This window comes from Aquamicrobium terrae (assembly GCF_052978165.1).
Map to the genome: position 1 here is coordinate 2,053,886 of NZ_JBRKLZ010000001.1, position 16,081 is coordinate 2,069,966.

13 protein-coding genes and 1 pseudogene are annotated in these 16,081 nt (G+C 66.5%); 11 read left to right on the forward strand and 3 right to left on the reverse strand.

All coding sequences use genetic code 11. The annotated features are described in order from the left end of the window. Positions 1 to 39: 39 nt before the first annotated feature. From fdhF to ACVCNR_RS10310, 3 genes are all read left to right on the forward strand, one after another. Positions 40 to 2,913, forward strand: a complete 2,874-nt coding sequence (gene fdhF / locus ACVCNR_RS10300; protein WP_447074709.1) for a formate dehydrogenase subunit alpha — start codon at positions 40 to 42, stop codon at positions 2,911 to 2,913. Between the two features lie 120 nt (positions 2,914 to 3,033). Further along, entirely contained in the window at positions 3,034 to 3,933 is a 900-nt protein-coding gene (gene fdhD / locus ACVCNR_RS10305; protein ID WP_447074710.1) for a formate dehydrogenase accessory sulfurtransferase FdhD, read from the forward strand. Then, positions 3,923 to 4,159, forward strand: a complete 237-nt coding sequence (locus tag ACVCNR_RS10310; protein WP_354193070.1) for a formate dehydrogenase subunit delta — start codon at positions 3,923 to 3,925, stop codon at positions 4,157 to 4,159. Before fdhD ends, ACVCNR_RS10310 begins: the two co-directional genes overlap by 11 nt. Positions 4,160 to 4,290: 131 nt before the next feature. Here ACVCNR_RS10310 and ACVCNR_RS10315 read toward each other — a convergent pair whose 3' ends face one another. Both ACVCNR_RS10315 and ACVCNR_RS10320 read right to left on the reverse strand, forming a co-directional pair. Then, positions 4,291 to 4,665 (reverse strand): hypothetical protein, encoded by a 375-nt coding sequence (locus tag ACVCNR_RS10315; protein WP_447075674.1) that lies wholly within the window; start codon positions 4,663 to 4,665, stop codon positions 4,291 to 4,293. Positions 4,666 to 4,713: 48 nt separating this feature from the next. Then, positions 4,714 to 4,827: pseudogene (locus ACVCNR_RS10320) on the reverse strand (TetR/AcrR family transcriptional regulator); the annotation flags it as partial. Positions 4,828 to 4,953: 126 nt separating this feature from the next. On the opposite strand from ACVCNR_RS10320, the gene ACVCNR_RS10325 reads away from it, so the two are divergent. Together ACVCNR_RS10325 and ACVCNR_RS10330 are read left to right on the forward strand one after the other, a co-directional pair. Continuing rightward, positions 4,954 to 6,201 (forward strand): efflux RND transporter periplasmic adaptor subunit, encoded by a 1,248-nt coding sequence (locus tag ACVCNR_RS10325; RefSeq protein ID WP_447074711.1) that lies wholly within the window; start codon positions 4,954 to 4,956, stop codon positions 6,199 to 6,201. Continuing rightward, a complete protein-coding gene (locus tag ACVCNR_RS10330) occupies positions 6,198 to 9,284 on the forward strand; it encodes an efflux RND transporter permease subunit (protein WP_354193067.1) in 3,087 nt (1,028 codons plus the stop codon). Before ACVCNR_RS10325 ends, ACVCNR_RS10330 begins: the two co-directional genes overlap by 4 nt. 67 nt (positions 9,285 to 9,351) lie before the next feature. Here ACVCNR_RS10330 and ACVCNR_RS10335 read toward each other — a convergent pair whose 3' ends face one another. Then, positions 9,352 to 9,825 carry a VOC family protein gene (locus ACVCNR_RS10335; protein WP_354193066.1) on the reverse strand — a complete coding sequence of 158 codons (474 nt, stop codon included), beginning with the start codon at positions 9,823 to 9,825 and terminating at the stop codon, positions 9,352 to 9,354. A gap of 230 nt (positions 9,826 to 10,055) precedes the next feature. Between ACVCNR_RS10335 and ilvD the strand changes: the two genes are divergently transcribed. The 6 genes from ilvD to ACVCNR_RS10365 all read left to right on the forward strand — a co-directional run bounded on the left by ilvD (position 10,056) and on the right by ACVCNR_RS10365 (position 15,979). Beyond that, complete coding sequence (gene ilvD, locus ACVCNR_RS10340) at positions 10,056 to 11,891, forward strand: dihydroxy-acid dehydratase (protein ID WP_447074713.1); 1,836 nt, start codon at positions 10,056 to 10,058, stop codon at positions 11,889 to 11,891. Positions 11,892 to 12,095: 204 nt separating this feature from the next. Continuing rightward, positions 12,096 to 12,347 carry a hypothetical protein gene (locus ACVCNR_RS10345; RefSeq protein ID WP_354198069.1) on the forward strand — a complete coding sequence of 84 codons (252 nt, stop codon included), beginning with the start codon at positions 12,096 to 12,098 and terminating at the stop codon, positions 12,345 to 12,347. A gap of 182 nt (positions 12,348 to 12,529) precedes the next feature. Then, a complete protein-coding gene (locus tag ACVCNR_RS10350; RefSeq protein ID WP_354198071.1) occupies positions 12,530 to 13,444 on the forward strand; it encodes a DMT family transporter in 915 nt (304 codons plus the stop codon). Between the two features lie 5 nt (positions 13,445 to 13,449). Beyond that, complete coding sequence (gene msrC, locus ACVCNR_RS10355) at positions 13,450 to 13,944, forward strand: free L-methionine (R)-S-oxide reductase MsrC (RefSeq protein ID WP_354198073.1); 495 nt, start codon at positions 13,450 to 13,452, stop codon at positions 13,942 to 13,944. Beyond that, positions 13,944 to 15,266 (forward strand): ActS/PrrB/RegB family redox-sensitive histidine kinase, encoded by a 1,323-nt coding sequence (locus tag ACVCNR_RS10360; protein WP_354198075.1) that lies wholly within the window; start codon positions 13,944 to 13,946, stop codon positions 15,264 to 15,266. The genes msrC and ACVCNR_RS10360 overlap by 1 nt, the downstream gene beginning before the upstream one ends. Positions 15,267 to 15,415: 149 nt before the next feature. Further along, entirely contained in the window at positions 15,416 to 15,979 is a 564-nt protein-coding gene (locus ACVCNR_RS10365) for an ActR/PrrA/RegA family redox response regulator transcription factor (RefSeq protein ID WP_354198077.1), read from the forward strand. The last annotated feature ends 102 nt before the right edge of the window (positions 15,980 to 16,081 follow it).

Sequence of the window (16,081 nt, forward strand, 5' to 3'; positions counted from 1 at the left end):
GTCTTTGGGTGCTATATTTCTTTTCTGGGAGCCTGAGCCATGGGTCTGATCCACGAAATCGACTACGGCACGCCTGAATCGCAGGCCGAAAAGCAGGTGACGCTGATCGTCGACGGCAAGCCGGTCACCGTGCCCGAGGGCACCTCGATCATGCGCGCCTCGATGGAGGCCGGCATCGAGATTCCGAAGCTGTGCGCCACCGACATGCTGGATTCCTTCGGCTCGTGCCGCATCTGCCTGGTGGAGATCGAGGGCCGCAACGGCACGCCCGCCTCCTGCACCACGCCGGTCGGCGAAGGCATGGTCGTCCACACCCGTTCCGAGCGGCTCGACGCGCTGCGCAAGGGCGTGCTGGAGCTCTATGTCTCCGACCATCCGAGCGGCTGGAACGAAGAACGCGGCACCGGCCAGAGCGAGTTCGACAGGGTCGCCGCGCAGGTGGGGCTGGAAGAGAACCGCTACGGTCATGACGGCCGCAACCATGTCGCGCCGGGCAACGGTTCGCTCAACATCGACTATCTGGTCCGCGACGAATCGAACCCCTACTTCACCTACGACGCCTCGCAATGCATCGTCTGCTCGCGCTGCGTGCGCGCCTGCGAGGACGTGCAGGGCACCTTCGCGCTGACCGTCGAGGGCAGGGGCTTCGATTCGCGCATCGTGGCCGGCATGAGCGAGGATTTCGTCGAGTCCGAATGCGTGTCCTGCGGCGCCTGCGTGCAGGCCTGCCCGACCGACGCGCTGCGCGAGAAGACGGTGCTCGAGCACGGCATGCCGGAGCGCTCGGTGGTCACCACTTGCGCCTATTGCGGCGTCGGCTGCTCGTTCAAGGCCGAGGTCAAGGGCGACCAGGTGCTGCGCATGATGCCCTACAAGGGCGGCGACGCCAATCACGGCCACAGCTGCGTCAAGGGCCGCTTCGCCTATGGCTATGCCACGCACAAGGACCGCATCCTCAAGCCCATGATCCGCGAGAAGATTTCCGATCCGTGGCGCGAGGTGACGTGGGAGGAGGCGATCGCCCACACGGCCAGCGAGTTCCGCCGCATCCAGTACCAGTACGGGCGCACCGCCGTCGGCGGCATCACCTCCTCGCGCTGCACCAACGAGGAGACCTATCTCGTCCAGAAGCTGGTGCGGCAGGGCTTCGGCAACAACAATGTCGACACCTGCGCCCGGGTCTGCCACTCGCCCACCGGCTATGGCCTCGGGCAGTCCTACGGCACTTCGGCCGGCACGCAGGATTTCGATTCGATCGAGAACACCGATGTCATCCTCGTCATCGGCGCCAATCCGACCGACGCCCATCCGGTGTTCGGCTCGCGCATGAAGAAGCGCATTCGCGAGGGCGCGCGGCTGATCGTCATCGATCCGCGCCGCATCGACCTGGTCAAGAGCCCGCATGTGAAGGCCGACTATCACCTGCCGCTCCGGCCGGGCACCAATGTCGCCATGCTCACCGCGCTCGCCCATGTCATCGTCACCGAGGGGCTGGTCGACGAGGCGTTCGTGCGCGAGCGCTGCGAATGGGACGCCTTCCAGGACTGGGCCGAATTCGTCGCTGACGAGGCCAATAGCCCCGAGGCCGTTGCCGCCTATATCGGCGTGCCGGCCGAGGACATCCGCGGGGCGGCGCGCCTCTACGCCACCGGCGGCAACGGCGCGATCTACTACGGCCTCGGCGTGACCGAGCACAGCCAGGGCTCGACCGCGGTCATGGGCATCGCCAACCTGGCGATGGCGACCGGCAATATCGGCCGCCGGGGCGTCGGCGTGAACCCGTTGCGCGGGCAGAACAATGTGCAGGGCTCCTGCGACATGGGTTCCTTCCCGCACGAGCTGCCGGGCTACCGCCACATCTCCGGCGACGCGACCCGCGCCATCTATGAGGAGATATGGGGCGTGAAGCTCGACAACGAGCCGGGCCTGCGCATTCCCAACATGCTGGACGCCGCCGTGGAGGGCACGTTCCGTGGCCTCTATGTGCAGGGCGAGGACATATTGCAGTCCGACCCCGACACCCATCACGTCGCCGCCGGCCTTGCCGCCATGGAATGCGTGGTGGTGCAGGACCTGTTCCTGAACGAAACGGCCAACTACGCCCATGTCTTCCTGCCGGGCTCGACCTTCCTGGAGAAGGACGGCACCTTCACCAATGCCGAGCGCCGCATCAACCTCGTGCGCAAGGTGATGGAGCCCAAGGCCCGCTATGCCGACTGGGAGGCGACGCAGGAGCTGGCCCGTGCGCTGGGTCTCGACTGGAACTACACCCATCCCTCCGAGATCATGGACGAGATCGCGGCGACGACGCCGAGCTTCGCCAATGTCTCCTTCGGCCTGATCGAGGAGATGGGCTCGGTGCAGTGGCCCTGCAACGACAAGGCGCCGCAGGGCACGCCGATCATGCATGTCGACGGCTTCGTGCGCGGCAAGGGCAGGTTCATCCGTACCGAATATGTGGCGACGGACGAGAAGACCGGTCCGCGCTTCCCGCTGCTGCTCACCACCGGGCGCATCCTGTCCCAGTACAATGTCGGCGCCCAGACGCGGCGCACCGACAATGTCGTGTGGCATGACGAGGACCGGCTGGAGATCCATCCGCACGACGCCGAGCATCGCGGCATCCGCAACGGCGACTGGGTGCGCGTGGCCAGCCGCGCCGGCGAGACGACGCTGCGGGCGCTGATCACCGACCGGGTGTCGCCGGGCGTGGTCTACACGACCTTCCACCATCCGCTGACCCAGGCCAATGTGGTGACCACCGAGTATTCGGACTGGGCGACCAACTGCCCCGAATACAAGGTCACCGCCGTGCAGATCGCGCCGTCCAACGGCCCGAGCGACTGGCAGGTCGAATATGAGGAGCAGGCCCGCCGCAGCCGGCGCATCGCGCCCTTGGCGGCCGCAGAGTGAGGCGGCCGGCCGTGGCGCCTCTTCTTTCCGATGCCGGACGGGCATTCCGTCCGGACCGGCAGGCGGGCGCCCGGGCGCGGCGGGGTGCCGGATGCCGCGCCGGGTGCTATGATTGGCGCCATGAGCCGACCTGACGTGACGCATTCCGCTGCCTGCCCTTCCGGTGAGGCCTGGCCTTCCCCGGCAAAGGAAAGTGATGCGCGCCCCGTGGTGACCGCGACACGGCGCATCGCCCATCGGGCCGAAAGCATTTCGACCGCCGATCGCATGGTGCCCGAGGAGACGCCGATCGCGCTTTCCTATGGCGGCACCACCCATGCCGTGATGATGGCCTCGCCGGCCGATTTCGAGGATTTCGCCCTCGGCTTCTCCATCACCGAGGGCATCGTCGCGGCCGCCGACGAGATCGAGGCGGTCGAGGTGGAGGACCTCGGCGCCGGCATCGACATCCAGATCCGCCTCCGCGACGTCGCCAACACCCGTTTCGAGGCGCGGCGGCGCCGGCTGGCCGGCCCGGTGGGCTGCGGCCTGTGCGGCATCGAATCGATCGAGGAGGCGATGCGCGCCGTGCCCGCCGTCGGCGCGCCCAGGCTGGCGCTGACGCCTGACGACATTTCCCGCTCGGTGCGGCTTTTGGCGCAGCAGCAGCCCCTGCACCGGCAGACCGGGGCCGTCCATGCGGCTGGTTTCTACATTCCCGGCAAGGGCGTGGTGATGGCGCGCGAGGATGTCGGCCGCCACAATGCCCTCGACAAGCTCGCCGGGGCGTTGTCGCGCGCCGGCATTGCCGGTGCCGGCGGCGCGGTCGTCGTCACCTCGCGCGTGTCGGTGGAGATGGTGCAGAAGACCGCATCCATCGGCTCGCCCCTCATTATCGCCGTCTCGGCGCCGACCGCGCTCGCCATCCGCACGACCGATGCGGCCGGTATGACGTTGGTGGCGCTGGTGCGCGGCGACGAGTTCGACATCTTCACCCACCCCGACCGTGTCGTTTCCGGAGTTGCCACGCATGTCGCCTGACAAACTCGTCTACCAGGCCAACCAGATCGCGAAATTCTTCCACTCCAAGCCGCACGAAGAAGGCGTCGCCGGGGTGGCCGAGCACATCAACAAGTTCTGGGAGCCGCGCATGCGCCGCCAGTTCTTCGAGATGATCGAGGCGGGCGGTGCGGGCTTCGACAGACTGGTCGTCGAGGCCGCCGCTGCGGTGCGCCAGCCGCCGCCGGCCGAAAAGGTCCCGGGTTGAAAGCTGTGTCTTTCCGGTTTTGACGGCAACGGCCTTTGTGCCTCTTCGTCCGCTTTGGGCGTCCTGGGGGGCGCGGGGCGAACGAGGGATGTCCGGAGAGTTTGATTCGCCCGAAAGGGCGGGGAGGCGGCTCAGCTTTTGGCCATGTCGAGCAGCGCGTCGACCAGGACCTGCCGGTCCTGCTCGCCCAAGGCGTGAAATTCGAACAGGGTCATGCTGCGCAGCCCCTCGATCGCCAGATAGGTGACCAGCAGCGCCTTCAGATCCGGCGTTTCGCACTTCAGGCGCTCGAAAAGCTGGTGTTTGAACGACTTCAATGGCGTCAGGAATTCCGGGTCCTCGGCAATTGCCGAGAAAATCCAGGAGGCCGCGGCTTCAGTCTCCTGACATTCCTGCACCGAAAGCCTGATATAGGCGGACAGCAGGCTTTCCCGCTTGTCGGCGGCGTGGGTGGCTTCCAGCGCCGCGTGAAAGTCCTGCAAATGCTGCTCCACCAGCGCCTGCATGAGCTTCGCCTTGCTCGGAAAATTGTAAAGCAGGCCGCCTTTCGATATACCAGCGCGGCTGGCAACAGCGTCGAGCGAGAGATTGCCGGGACCGGCTTCTCGCGCTACATCGGCTGCCGCCACGAGGATTCTATCGCGTGAATTTGACTTTCTGGGTTTCATAGGCGCTCCCCATACGAAGCCTAAACCCAATTGACAATACCGTCCAGACGGTACAGTAGAGAGCCCCGAATTTACGCCACGCTGCCCGAAAGCTGACTCCAGACCAGCCGACCGAGAGGGACCACCTTGATCAAGCGCTTCATTATCGCCCTTATCCTCCTCGTGATCGTCTGCGGCGGCATTGTCGGGTTCAACCTGTTCCGCGACAAGGCGATCCAGGACTTCTTCGCCAACATGCCGGTCAATCCGCTGACGGTGTCGACCGTCAAGGTCGAGCCGATGACCTGGACGCCGGGCATCGAGGCCATCGGCACGGTTTCGGCCGCCAGCGGCGTCGACCTGACGGTCGAGACGACCGGCATCGTCAAGGAAATCCTGTTCAAGGCCAATGAGAAGGTCGAACAGGGCCAGGTGCTGGTGCGCCTGGACGACGCCGTGCAGAAGGCCGATCTCGAGGCCGCCAAGACGCAGGAGGCGCTCGACAAGCAGGCGCTCGACCGCGCCGTGGCCTTGCAGAAGCGCGGCGTCGGCACCGATGCGACGCTCGACGCGGCGCGCGCGAGCTGGCAGACCTCGATTTCTCAGGTCGCCAAGCTGCAGGCCGTGCTCGACCAGAAGCTGCTCAAGGCGCCGTTCTCCGGCACCATCGGCATTCCGCGCATCGAGGAGGGCCAGTATGTGGCTCCGGGCAATCCGGTCGCCACCTTGCAGGACCTCGACAGGCTGCGTGCCGATTTCACCGTGGCCGAGCAGCGCTTCCCCGAATTGAAGATCGGCCAGCCGGTCCGATACGGCTTCAACGGCGACGACATGCCCTACAAGGGCGCCATCACCGGCATCGACCCCAAGATCGACCCGGTCAGCCGCCTCGTTTCGGTCCGCTCCGAGATCGCCAATCCCGATGGCCGCCTGAGCCCGGGCCAGTTCCTCCAGGTGCGCGTCGAATTGCCGAGCGAGGGCGATGTCATCGCCGTGCCGCAGACGGCGCTGATCAGCAGCCTTTACGGCGACTATGTCTATGTCGTGCGCCCGGCCGGCAAGACGGAAGCCGAGCCGAAGAATGCCGAGACCGGCGCCGCCGTGGCCGCGCCCGCGGAGGACAAGCCGGCCGAGGACAAGCCGGCGGAAGAACCCGCCGCCGAAAAGCCGGCCGCCGGGGCCGACGAGGGGGCCAAGGAAGGCCAGGTCGCCACCCAGGTCTTCGTCACCATCGGCCGCCGCTCGGACGGTCGCGTCGAGATCGTGCGCGGTGTCCAGGCCGGTGACGAGGTGGTCACCGCCGGCCAGAACCGCCTCGCCAACGGCTCGCCCGTCACCGTCGACAACACCATCGACCCGTCTTCAGCCGGGCAGCCGCGGAGCAACGCCGAATGAATTTTTCCGCGCTTTTCATCCGACGCCCGGTCCTCTCGACCGTTGTCGCGCTGCTGATCCTGCTGCTCGGCTTCCAGGGCCTGTTCAACCTGTCGGTTCGTGAATATCCGAAGGTCGACGAAACCGTCATCACCATCACGACGGTCTATGCCGGCGCCAGCCCGGACCTGATCCAGGGCTTCATCACATCGCCGATCGCCGAGGCGGTCGCGACCACCGAGAATATCGACTATGTCAGCTCGCAGAGCATGCCGTCGTCGTCGGTGGTGACCGTGCAGATGAAGCTCGGCTCCAATCCCGATACGGCGCTGACCGAGGTGATGTCCAAGGTGCAGCAGGTGCGCGGCGAGCTGCCGAGCGCCGCTAAGGACCCGACCATCGTCAAGGGCACCGGCCAGCAGTTCGCCATCATGTATCTGGCGGTGCAGAACCCGCACATGACGGCCGAGCAGCTCACCGAATATATCGAGCGCGTTCTGCGCCCGCGCATGTCGACCATCGAGGGCGTGGCGCAGGTGCAGGTGCTGGGCGCGGCCAATTATTCGATGCGCGTGTGGATCGATCCCATCCGGCTCGCCGCGCGCGGCCTCACCGCCGCCGACGTGCTGGGCGCCATCAACAACTCCAACTTCCTGGCTGCGCCGGGCAAGACGGAGAACGAATATGTGGCGCAGTCGATCACGCTGGAATCGACGCTGCAGACGCCGGAATCCTTCGGTGCCCTGCCGCTGAAGTCCGACGGCGACAATGTCGTGCGCCTGCGCGACGTGGCCAGGGTCGAGCTGGCCGCCGAGAGCACCGACACGCGCGTGGTGTTCAACGGCAAGCCAGGCACCTTCATCGGCATCTTCCCGACGCCGTCGGCCAATCCGCTCGACACCGCGGCAGCGGTGGAGCGGGAGTTGCCCGACATTCAGGCCAGCCTGCCGCAGGACATGACCATCACCCTGGTCTATGACGCGACCGACCAGATCAGCGCCTCGATCGAGGAGGTCTTCAAGACCATCGGCGAGGCCGTGATCATCGTCATCCTCGTCATCCTGTTGTTCCTCGGCTCGCTGCGTTCGGTGCTGATGCCGGTGATCACCATTCCGTTGTCGTTGATCGGTGTCGGCTTCTTCCTGTTCCTGATGGGGTATTCGATCAACCTGTTGTCGCTGCTGGCCATGGTTCTGGCCATCGGCCTGGTGGTCGACGACGCCATCGTGGTGGTGGAGAACATCCACCGGCACATGGAGGAAGGCCTCAGTCCGATGGACGCCGCGTTCATGGGCATGCGCGAGATCACCGGTCCGGTCGTGTCGATGACGATCACGCTGGCGGCTGTGTTCGCTCCGCTCGCCTTCACCGGCGGCCTTACCGGCGCGCTGTTCCGTGAATTCGCGCTGACGCTGGCCGGCGCCGTGGTCATTTCCGGCGTCGTCGCCTTGACGGTGACGCCGATGATGTCGGCGCGCATCCTCAAGTCGGGCAGCCACAGCCGCTTTGCCGCCTTCGTCGACCGCACCTTCGACCGCGTCGCCAACCGCTACGAGCGGCTGGTGTCCGGTTCGCTCAAATACCGCCCGGTGACGCTGATGATCGTCATCGCGCTGGTGTCGGTGACCGGCTTCATGTTCTTCAAGACCTCCAGCGAACTGGCGCCCGAGGAGGACGTGGGCGCGCTGTTCTCGCTGGTGACCGGTCCGCGCTATGCGACGTCCGACTATACCAGCGTCTATCTCGACCAGATCTACGAGCTGACCGAGGACCTGCCCGAATTGCGCGCCGCCTTCTCGGTGGTCGGCATCGGCGGTGGCACCAACAGCGGCTTCGCCATCTGGGCCTTCAAGGACTGGGCCGAGCGTTCGCGCTCGCAAAAGGAGATCCAGACCGACATTCAGGGCCGCCTGTCCAAGGTGGCCGGCGTCGAGGCGCTGGTCTTCGCGCCGCCTTCGCTGCCGGGCGCCGGCGGCGGCCTGCCGATCTCCATCGTCATCCAGTCGACGGGCGAGGCCAGCCAGGTCTATGAGGTGGCCGAGAAGATCAAGCAGGAGGCGCAGGCTTCCGGCCGGTTCATCATCGTGCAGAACTCGCTGTCCTACGACGCGCCGCAGGTCACCATCACCATCGACCGCGACCGCGCCGCCGCGCTGAACATTCCCATCAGCGACATCGGCACCACGCTCGGCCTGCTGGTGGGCGGGGCCGAGGTGGCGCAGTTCGACCGCGACTCCAATTCCTACGACATCATTCCGCAGGTGCCGCAGGAATATCGCAACAATCCCGACCGGCTGGGCGAGTTCTTCGTGCGCGCCTCCACCGGCGAGATGGTGCCGCTGTCGGCCGTGGTGAAGATCTCGACCAACTCCTCGCCGGCGTCGATCGACCAGTTCAACCAGCTGAACTCGGCCACGATCTCGGCGCTGCCGGTGCCCGGCGTGACCACCGGCACGGGCGTGCAGACCATCGAGGAGATCGCGCGGCCGCTGATGCCGACGGGCTTCTTCATGGACTATTCGGGCCAGTCCCGTCTTGAAAAGGAGCAGGGCAACACCATCCTGATCGCCTTCGGCCTCGCCGTGGTCGTCATCTACCTGGTGCTGGCCGCCCAGTTCGAGAGCTTCCGCGACCCACTCATCATCATGATGTCGGTGCCGCTGTCGATCTTCGGCGCCATCGTGCCGCTCAATCTGGGCCTGGGCACGCTCAACATCTACACCCAGGTCGGCCTGATCACGCTGATCGGCCTGATCACCAAGCACGGCATCCTGCTGGTGGAATTCGCCAACCAGCTACGCGCCGAACAGGGCCTGTCGCGGCGCGAGGGCATCGTGGCCTCGGCCAAGGTGCGCCTGCGGCCGATCCTGATGACCACGGCGGCGATGGCGCTGGGCGTGGTGCCGCTGATCACCGCCCAGGGCGCGGGCGCCGCCGCCCGCTACTCCATGGGCCTGGTGATCTTCTCCGGCATCCTCATCGGCACCGTGTTCACGCTGTTCGTCGTGCCGATGTTCTACACCTTCCTGGCCAGCAAGGATCATGGCGATGCCTATGCCCATGAGACGCCGCCGCCGGAGGCCGAGCCCGCCGCCTCCCATTGAGCGGCGGCCGCCTGCAAAAAAGCAGCCCGGCCTTGGCCGGGCTGTTTGCTTTTTTGGGGGGGCCCGCTCAGCCGGCGACGGCCTTTTCCAGCGCGGCGATGTCGATCTTGGTCATGTTCAGCATCGCCTGCATGGCGCGCGCCGCCCTGGTCTTGTCGGGGTCGCGAAGCAGTTTCGGCAGGATGGCGGGCACGATCTGCCATGACACGCCGTAGCGATCCTTCAGCCAGCTGCAGGCGATCTCCTTGCCGCGGTCGCCGATCAGCCTGTCCCAGTAATAGTCGACTTCGGCCTGGTCCTTGCAGTCGACGGACAGCGAGATGGCATTGTTGAAGGGATCTTCCATGTTGCCGTTCAGCGCCTGGAAGGCTTGGCCGGCCAGTTCGAACTCGACCATGATGACGCTGCCCGCGGGCCCGGGGCCGCTTTCGCCGCTCCGCAGCACGTTTCCCTTCTTCGCGTCGGGAAAGATCGAGACATAGAAGTCGACCGCCTCCTCGGCCTCGTTCCGGAACCACAGGCATGGGGTGATTTTCTGCATTTCCTCGCTCCCTGCAATCTGTCGTGGGGTGATCGGTGGCGGACTGTGGACCGAGGACGCGGCAGCAATGGGGATTCCGACACCGCCGCTGATTTTTATGTCTCCATCGGCCTGCCGGAAAAGGCGCGATGCCGCGGCGTCAGAAAAAGATGGCATATGCGGCGCCTCGGACCTATTGTGCCCGCCGCCGATCAGGGCGCCCCCTAGCCTCTTAGCCAAGGACGAGATTGATGCCTTCCTACCGTTCCCGCACGACGACGCATGGCCGCAACATGGCGGGGGCGCGCGGGTTGTGGCGCGCGACGGGGATGAAGGACGGCGATTTCGGCAAGCCGATCATCGCGGTGGTGAACTCGTTCACCCAGTTCGTGCCGGGCCATGTGCACCTGAAGGACCTCGGCCAGTTGGTGGCGCGCGAGATCGAGAAGGCGGGGGGCGTGGCCAAGGAGTTCAACACCATCGCCGTCGACGACGGCATCGCCATGGGCCATGACGGCATGCTCTATTCGCTGCCCTCGCGCGAGATCATCGCCGACAGTGTCGAATACATGGTCAACGCCCATTGTGCGGACGCCATGGTGTGCATCTCCAACTGCGACAAGATCACGCCCGGCATGCTGATGGCGTCCTTGCGCCTCAACATCCCCACCGTGTTCGTCTCGGGCGGGCCGATGGAGGCGGGCAAGGTGGTGCTGAAGGGCGAGCAGCATGCGCTCGACCTGGTCGACGCCATGGTGGCGGCGGCCGACGACAAGGTCTCGGACGAGGACGTGAAGGCCATCGAGCGCTCGGCCTGCCCGACCTGCGGCTCGTGCTCGGGCATGTTCACCGCCAACTCCATGAACTGCCTGACCGAGGCGCTCGGCCTGTCGCTGCCCGGCAACGGCTCGACGCTGGCCACCCATGCCGACCGCCGGCGCCTGTTCGTCGAGGCCGGCCACCTGATCGTCGATCTGGCCCAGCGCTGGTACGAGCAGGACGACGCCACCGCCCTGCCGCGCACCATCGCCTCCAGGGGGGCGTTCGAGAACGCCATGACCCTCGACATCGCCATGGGCGGCTCCACCAACACGGTGCTGCACATCCTGGCCGCCGCCCATGAGGGCGAGATCGACTTCACGCTGGCCGACATCGACGCCCTGTCGCGCAAGGTGCCGTGCCTGTGCAAGGTGGCGCCGGCCAAGGCCGACGTCCACATGGAGGACGTGCACCGGGCCGGCGGCATCTTCGCCATCCTCGGCCAGCTCGACAGGGCCGGCCTCATCAGGCGCGACCAGCCGACGGTGCACGCCGCGACGCTGGGCCAGGCGATCGAGCACTGGGACATCTCGCGCACCGACAGCCAGAAGGTGCGCGACTTCTACCTCGCCGCCCCCGGCGGCGTTCCCACCCAGACGGCCTTCAGCCAGGACCGGCGCTGGGAGAGCCTCGACCTCGACCGCGAGAAAGGCGTCATCCGCTCGGCCGCGCATCCCTTCACCAGAGACGGCGGGCTGGCGGTTCTGAAGGGCAACCTTGCCGTCGACGGCTGCATCGTCAAGACGGCGGGCGTCGACGAGAAGATCTGGACCTTCACCGGTCCCGCAAAAGTGTTCGAGAGCCAGGACGCGGCGGTCAAGGGCATTCTCGGCAACGAGGTCGAGGCCGGCGACGTGGTGGTCATCCGCTATGAGGGGCCGCGCGGCGGGCCGGGCATGCAGGAGATGCTCTATCCGACCAGCTACCTGAAGTCGAAGGGGCTGGGGGCGGCCTGCGCGCTGCTCACCGACGGGCGCTTCTCGGGCGGCACGTCGGGCCTGTCGATCGGCCATGTCTCGCCCGAGGCGGCCCTTGGCGGCACCATCGGCCTGGTGCGCGACGGCGACATCGTCGCAATCGACATTCCAAACCGCTCCATCCGCCTGGCCGTGCCGGAGGCCGAACTGGCCGAACGCCGCGCCGAGCAGGACGCCAGGGGCTGGAAGCCGGCCGAGCAACGCCGCCGCAACGTCACCACAGCCCTCAAGGCCTACGCCGCCTTCGCAACAAGCGCAGACAAGGGCGCCGTCCGGAAACTGCCGGACTGACCCTCGACAGGCCCCTCTCCCTACAAGGGGAGGGGGAGCTTCGCCGCTGCCAGAAGCTTTGGCACCTGATGGCCGCCGCCGTCGGGTGGGGAGGTATTGCGCCGCACAAGTTTGTGAGACCCTCGCCGGTTGCATGGCATCTTGTCATCGCCGCATGCTGGTGTAGGAATCACGCACGGGCAGGGACCATTCGAGAATCTCGTCATGCTTCTCAGAACCACAGCCGTCATCGTCCTTGGCTTTCTGCTTTCCGGCTGCATGACGGCCGAGCAGCAGCGCGCCGCCGACGAGGAGAAATGCCGGTCCTACGGCTTCACGCGCAAGAACGACGCCTTTGCCGAATGCCTGCAGCGCATCGAACTGGACCGCCGCGCCGCCGCGCGCGAGACCCGCTACATCGACCCGTTCCCGCGCGTGGTCTACCGGCCGGTCTATGTGCCGGTGAGGGCGAAGTAAGGCCTGTCTCCCGAAGGCTGGAAGGGTTCGGGGCAGGAGCCGGAAGCCCGGCAAGCGGATCGGACAGGTCGTGACCGGCCTTGGCGGCGTTTGGCTGCGCCAACCGAATTTGCTCGCAAAATCTCCGTGGCACGGATAACAGCGCACTAACGGCCGCAACGGCCTCTCCAAGGAAATGCGCGATGTTTCGGCTGCCCGGACTCCTGACCCGCAACATGCTTGTGGCCGGCATCCTGTTGATGCTGGCCGGCGACTTCATGTTCGCGCTCAACGACGCCATGGGCAAATGGCTGGTGGCCAGTTTCTCGGTCGGGCAGGTGGTGTTCATCCGCTCGATCGGCGCCTTCGTCATCCTCGGCCCGATGATCGCCCGCCAGGGACCGGTGAAGCTGTTCCGTCTCGACCGGATCGGATTGCAGGTTGCGCGCGTCGTCGCCACGGCGCTGGACACGATTTTGTTCTACGCCGCCGTCGTGCATCTGCCGCTGGCCGACGTGATGAGCTTCTACATGGCCGGCCCGATCTACGTGGCGGCGCTGTCGCACATGTTCCTCGGCGAGAAGGTCGGCTGGCGGCGCTGGCTGGCGATCGTCATCGGCTTCTGCGGCGTGCTGGTCATGCTCAAGCCGTCCTCGGCGGCGCTGTCGGTGGAATCGCTCTACGCGCTGGTCGGCTCCGTCTCCTTCGCGGTCGCTATCGTGCTCAGCCGCCTGCTGCGCGGCACCAGCGACACCGCGCTGGTGACCTGGCAGACCGTGGGCGTCGGCCTTTGCGGAGCGGTGATGGCCATCGGCGACTGGCATGCCGCCTCGGCCGTCGACTACGGCGCCATGCTGCTTCTGGGCATCGTCTCGGGCGCCGCGCATCTGATGATCACCCGCGCGCTGAAGATGGCGCCGGCCTCGACGCTGGCGCCGCTGCATTACACGCTGCTTCTGTGGGCGGTGGTGTTCGGCGTCATCTTCTTCGGCGACGTGCCGGGGCCGCGCATCCTGATCGGCGCCGGCATTGTCGTCCTGGCCGGCCTGTTCATCTTCCATCGCCAGAACGTCAAGGATACGGTGCCGCCGGAGACCGTGCCGAAAGGGGTCAATTGAGCGCCATGTTTTCAGCAAGCCATATCGACAGCACAGACAAGCCCGGCTTCTACCGCGAGCTCGCCGCCCAGATGGAGGCGCTGCTTGCGGGCGAGAGCGATGCAATCGCCAACGCCGCCAACGCGTCCGCCCTGATCTTCCAGACCATGCCGCAACTGAACTGGGCCGGGTTCTACTTCCTGCGCACGCCGCAGGAGCTGGTCGTCGGCCCCTTCCAGGGCAAGCCCGCCTGTGTGCGCATCCCGGTGGGGCGCGGCGTGTGCGGCACCTCCGTCGCCGAGCGCCGCTCGATCCGCGTCGACGATGTCACCAAGGCCGAGAACCACATCTTCTGCGATCCGGATTCGCGCTCCGAACTGGTCGTGCCGCTGATTCGCGGCGGCGATGTCCTCGGCGTGCTCGACCTCGACAGTCCCGTTCCCGGCCGCTTCGATGCCGAGGACCAGGCCGGCGTCGAACGGCTGGCCGCCATCTATGTCGCCGCCGGCGCAGGTTCCTGATGATAAGGCTGAACGCTCCCGACCTGCGCCAGAGCCACAGGCTCCGCCTCAACACGCTGATCCGCCTGCGCTGGCTCGCCATATTCGGCCAGAGCGTGGCGGTGCTGTTCGTCGCCTACTGGCTGCAGTTCCCGCTGCCGGTCGGCCTGTGCTTCGCGCTGATCGCCGCCTCGGCGTGGATGAACCTGTGGCTGGCCTTCCGCTATCCGGCCGCGCACCGGCTGACCCCGCTGGCCGCCATGGGCCTGCTCACCTTCGATACGCTGCAACTCGCCGGCCTGCTCTACATGACCGGCGGCCTCACCAACCCGTTTTCTCTGCTGCTCATCGTGCCGGTCGTCGTCTCGGCCACCTCGCTGCCATTGAGGCTCACCGCCATCCAGGCGGTCCTGGTGATCGCCGTCGCCTCGCTGCTGGTTTTCGTTCACCGGCCGCTGCCGTGGATCGAGGGCACCACGCTGGTGATGCCCTTCGTCTATGTCGCCGGCATGTGGATGGCGGTGCTGTCGGCCACCGCCTTCGCTGCCATCTACGCCTTCCGAGTCGCCGACGAGGCGCGCCTGCTTTCCGATGCGCTGGCCGCCACCGAACTGGTGCTGCAGCGCGAGCAGCACCTGTCGGCGCTGGACGGGCTGGCGGCCGCCGCCGCGCATGAGCTGGGCACGCCGCTCGCCACCATCTCGCTGGTCGCCAGGGAGATGGAGAAGGCGCTCGGCAAGGACCCGAAATACAGCGACGACGTCACTCTGCTGCGCAGCCAGAGCGAGCGCTGCCGCGAAATCCTCAAGCGCCTGACCAGCCTGTCGTCGGAGGGCGAGCCGCAGCTTGCCCGGCTGCCGCTGACCTCGCTGGTCGAGGAGGTGACGGCGCCGCACCGCGACTTCGGCATCACCATCCGTCTCCAGCCGGGCACCTGCGTCGGGCCCGAGCCGGTCGGGCGCCGCAATCCGGGTGTCCTCTACGGGCTCGGCAATCTGGTCGAGAACGCGGTGGACTTCGCCCACACCAGCGTCAGCGTGCGCTGGAACTGGGACGAGAACGTCGTGTCGCTGTCCATCGTCGACGACGGCTCGGGCTTCCCCGTCGAGGTGCTCGACCGCATCGGCGAGCCCTATATGTCGACCCGGCAGGGCGCCGAGCCCGGCGGCGGGCTGGGGCTCGGCCTGTTCATCGCCAAGACGCTGCTGGAGCGCTCCGGCGCCACCATCAGCTTCGGCAATTCGAGCGGGCCGGGCGAGGGCGCCATGGTCAAGGTGCGGTGGCCGCGCAGCGCCTTCGTCTATGCCGAGGAGGGCGCCGCCTTGCCGCCGCGCAAGACATAGGGGCAGGCAAGACGTAGGGCAGGCGAGCAAATGCTTTTCCGTCCGCAGGGGCGGCAAAAAAATGCTCAAAAATTGGACAGCGGCGTCCAACACATATATTTCCGTGCAGGAACAGTTTGTCGCACGAAATTCGATTGGGGTTGAAGATCATGACCGGCGAAGATGGCAATGGCGGCGTGGTGACGGGCGACGATACCTCGCTCCTGCTCGTGGATGACGACAAGCCCTTCCTCACCCGTCTGGCACGGGCCATGGAAACGCGCGGCTTTACCGTCGAGACGGCCGAGAGCGTCGAGGAGGCGGTCGCCAAGGCGCGGGCCAATCCGCCCGCCTATGCGGTGGTCGACATGCGGCTGGGCGACGGCAACGGGCTCGACGTGGTGGCCGCCATCCGCGAGAAGCGCGAGGACACGCGCACCATCATCCTGACCGGCTACGGCAACATCGCCACGGCGGTGACCGCGGTGAAGCTCGGCGCGGTCGACTATCTGTCCAAGCCGGCCGATGCCGACGACGTGTTCGCGGCATTGACCCGTGCCTCGGGCGAGCGCGCCGCGCCGCCGGAAAACCCGATGTCGGCCGACCGCGTGCGCTGGGAGCACATCCAGCGCGTCTACGAAATGTGCGAGCGTAACGTGTCGGAGACGGCCCGCCGCCTCAACATGCATCGCCGCACCTTGCAGCGCATCCTCGCCAAGCGCGCGCCGCGGTAAAAAGGCAGAAGGGCAGTAAGGCAGTATGGGAATAGGGCAGTAGGGAAATAAGAGCTGGCTGAAATCGAGGGGCCGCGCTGGTCCCCGAAAAGCCCTTCCCAC

Excerpts from the sequence above, each read along its gene's own strand:
- ACVCNR_RS10365 (WP_354198077.1), top strand. The coding sequence starts at position 15,416 with ATGACCGGCGAAGATGGCAATGGCGGCGTGGTGACGGGCGACGATACC.
- fdhD (WP_447074710.1), top strand. The coding sequence starts at position 3,034 with ATGAGCCGACCTGACGTGACGCATTCCGCTGCCTGCCCTTCCGGTGAG.
- ACVCNR_RS10350 (WP_354198071.1), top strand. The coding sequence starts at position 12,530 with ATGTTTCGGCTGCCCGGACTCCTGACCCGCAACATGCTTGTGGCCGGC.
- ACVCNR_RS10310 (WP_354193070.1), top strand. The coding sequence starts at position 3,923 with ATGTCGCCTGACAAACTCGTCTACCAGGCCAACCAGATCGCGAAATTC.
- ilvD (WP_447074713.1), top strand. The coding sequence starts at position 10,056 with ATGCCTTCCTACCGTTCCCGCACGACGACGCATGGCCGCAACATGGCG.
- fdhF (WP_447074709.1), top strand. The coding sequence starts at position 40 with ATGGGTCTGATCCACGAAATCGACTACGGCACGCCTGAATCGCAGGCC.
- ACVCNR_RS10360 (WP_354198075.1), top strand. The coding sequence starts at position 13,944 with ATGATAAGGCTGAACGCTCCCGACCTGCGCCAGAGCCACAGGCTCCGC.
- ACVCNR_RS10345 (WP_354198069.1), top strand. The coding sequence starts at position 12,096 with ATGCTTCTCAGAACCACAGCCGTCATCGTCCTTGGCTTTCTGCTTTCC.
- ACVCNR_RS10335 (WP_354193066.1), bottom strand. The coding sequence starts at position 9,825 with ATGCAGAAAATCACCCCATGCCTGTGGTTCCGGAACGAGGCCGAGGAG.
- ACVCNR_RS10330 (WP_354193067.1), top strand. The coding sequence starts at position 6,198 with ATGAATTTTTCCGCGCTTTTCATCCGACGCCCGGTCCTCTCGACCGTT.
- ACVCNR_RS10315 (WP_447075674.1), bottom strand. The coding sequence starts at position 4,665 with ATGCAGGCGCTGGTGGAGCAGCATTTGCAGGACTTTCACGCGGCGCTG.
- msrC (WP_354198073.1), top strand. The coding sequence starts at position 13,450 with ATGTTTTCAGCAAGCCATATCGACAGCACAGACAAGCCCGGCTTCTAC.